Annotated in this window: 2 protein-coding genes; both read left to right on the top strand. The window is 31.7% G+C overall.

The features are described from left to right. Positions 1 to 138 precede the first annotated feature (138 nt). Entirely contained in the window at positions 139 to 1,914 is a 1,776-nt protein-coding gene (locus tag HCO57_RS16540) for an erythromycin esterase family protein (RefSeq protein ID WP_167989945.1), read from the top strand. A gap of 276 nt (positions 1,915 to 2,190) precedes the next feature. Continuing rightward, positions 2,191 to 2,448 (top strand): transposase (locus tag HCO57_RS16535; protein ID WP_167989944.1); only part of this gene is annotated, 258 nt, incomplete at its 3' end.

The raw sequence follows: 2,448 nt of genomic DNA, 5'->3' as shown, positions 1-2,448 counted from the left end.
CACCCAACCATGTACATCTAAACAAAAACAAACCGTACAAATCGTACAGAAAAAATAAAAAACAACTGGAATTTTTAACCATTTAATCTCAAAAAAATGGTCAACCTATTTTAGGACAAGACAAAAATCAAGTAAGATATGAAAGTTATAAAACAAACATTTTACTTTTTAGTTCTTCTGATGCTAATACCTTTAGCTGTTAGTAGTCAAAATAAATACAATTTAGACTTTAACGATTTTAACCAAGAAGAACAAAAAATGCCCACAGGATGGTTTAAGTGGGGGAATTTCGAAAATTTAACGGGAGAAATTATTAGCGAGGGTAATTCTGTTGGGAAAGTTGTTTCCGATAAAGATGGTAAATTTGGCTGCATTACTTATAGAATACCAGCAAATTACATTGGAGACACCATTTTACTTTCTGGTAAAATTAAATACGAGAATGTAAAAGGATTTGTAGGGCTTTTGATGCGGATTGACGGAAATTCAAAAAAAAGGTCTTTAGCGTTTAAATCAATGCAAAATCAAAAAATAAGAGGAACAAGTGATTGGAAAGAATACTCTATAAAACTACCTTTTCCATCTAATGCAAAAACAATCTTTGTAGGCGGAATTTTAGGCAAAAAAGGTGTCGCTTGGTTTGATGACTTTAAAGTGAGTATTGACGGCAAAGACATTCAGGAATTAAAAGAAACAAAAAAGTTAACTTTAGAAAACTACAATTCTAACCAACTAGAATCGGCTTTATCAAAATCCTCTAAAAAATTGGACTTTTCCAACGAAGAAAGTCTGCGCAATAGTTTAGACCCTTTGATAGAAAAAATCGGAGACAAAAAGATAGTTGCAATAGGCGAAAGCACACACGGAACATCTGAATTTTATCGACTTAGAGAAATCATAACAAAAAGACTAATTAAAGAAAAAGGGTTTAGTCTCGTTGTTTTGGAAAACCCATACGATGATATTGAAATCTTGAACAAAGATTTGGATAAAATGCCATTAGATAGCTTAATGCGAAAACACCTATTTTCAATTTATCAAACCCAAGAAATAAAATCTTTCTTACAATGGTATAAGGACAATAAAACCCAATATAACATTAAGTTTAAAGGTTGTGACGATTCATATTGGGTTTTCTATGAACTACTAAAAGACAACATTAATCCAATAAATGATAAAATATTGAATAAGCTTTTGCAGGAATTAGAATCCAATATTGCAAAAAGTTCAACTGATAATTTAAAAAAAGAATACAAAGTCAATAATTCTATTTACAATAATATCTTAGAAATTGAAAATTATTTAGAATCAACTAAAAAACTAACTAAATCAATCAGAGAAATTCTATTCAATGGGAAAAACACATATATCAACTATGTAAACATTAAAAACCAAAAACCATTTCAAAGTCGAGATGAAATAATGGCAGACAGAATATCATTTTTGGCTAAAAATTCGGACAATAAGATTATTGTTTGGGCTCACAATGCACATATTTCAAACAAAATTATCACAGATAATGAAATAGGGATTATGGGCAGAGATTTAAAAAATGATTTCAATAAAGATTATTACACAATTGGACTTACGACCTTAAAAGGCAGTTATTCGTATATGGATGAAAAATTTATAAACGGAGACCACAGTTATAAGGAGAAACTTAAAATCGAATCATTTAAACCCATTGATAGCTTGTTTTGGGAAAATAGATTATCTGAAATTGGCAAATCGTTTATTATAAATATGTCCGATTTAAAAAATGAATTAACCACAGACAAAATAATGGGTCCTACAAGGCTAATTGGATATTCAAAAGAGTCGGAAGAGGATATTTATTATCTTCCATTAATCAAGAATTTTGACACGATGATTTTCATTAAAGAAACTAATTCAACCAAACCAATATTCGAGTGAAAAGGGCAGTTGCTAACAATGTATAAAAAAAATAGGGCGGAAATGAGCTTAAATAAAGGCTTGAGCATATTTTCAATGTCGCCAAATCTTTTGATTTGGCTTTTAAAAAAATAAGATAAAAACAAAATACAAAAGATTCGGCTTGTGGCTAAACGGAAAGTTAAACGCATACCATCTGCCCTACTTTTCTTATACGAGCCGTCAGACTGTCTCAAAACCCACTTTTTATCACCTCAATTTACTTTGTCACCTTGGTGATATTTCGTAACTTAATGTATGGAATATCAACAAGGACAAGACCGCTCGCAACTTACCCTTTACCGTAGCTGTTTGGATGATATGGTCGGTCAACAAAACACCGTCAGGGCCATTGATGCCTTTGTCAATTCTTTAGATTTGAGTGAACTCGGCTTTAAAACTTTGGCCTCACAAGGAAGACCTCCTTACAACCCTGCCGATTTGCTCAAACTTTACCTTTATGGCTATATGAATCGCATGCGCTCTTCTAGAGTGTTGGAGCTGGAATGTAATCGG

It is taken from the genome of Croceivirga sp. JEA036, assembly GCF_011882165.1.
In the GTDB taxonomy this organism is placed as follows: Bacteria; Bacteroidota; Bacteroidia; order Flavobacteriales; family Flavobacteriaceae; genus Croceivirga.
The sequence above is the reverse complement of the archived record's forward strand: the minus strand, read 5'-3'. Positions and strand labels throughout refer to the sequence as shown.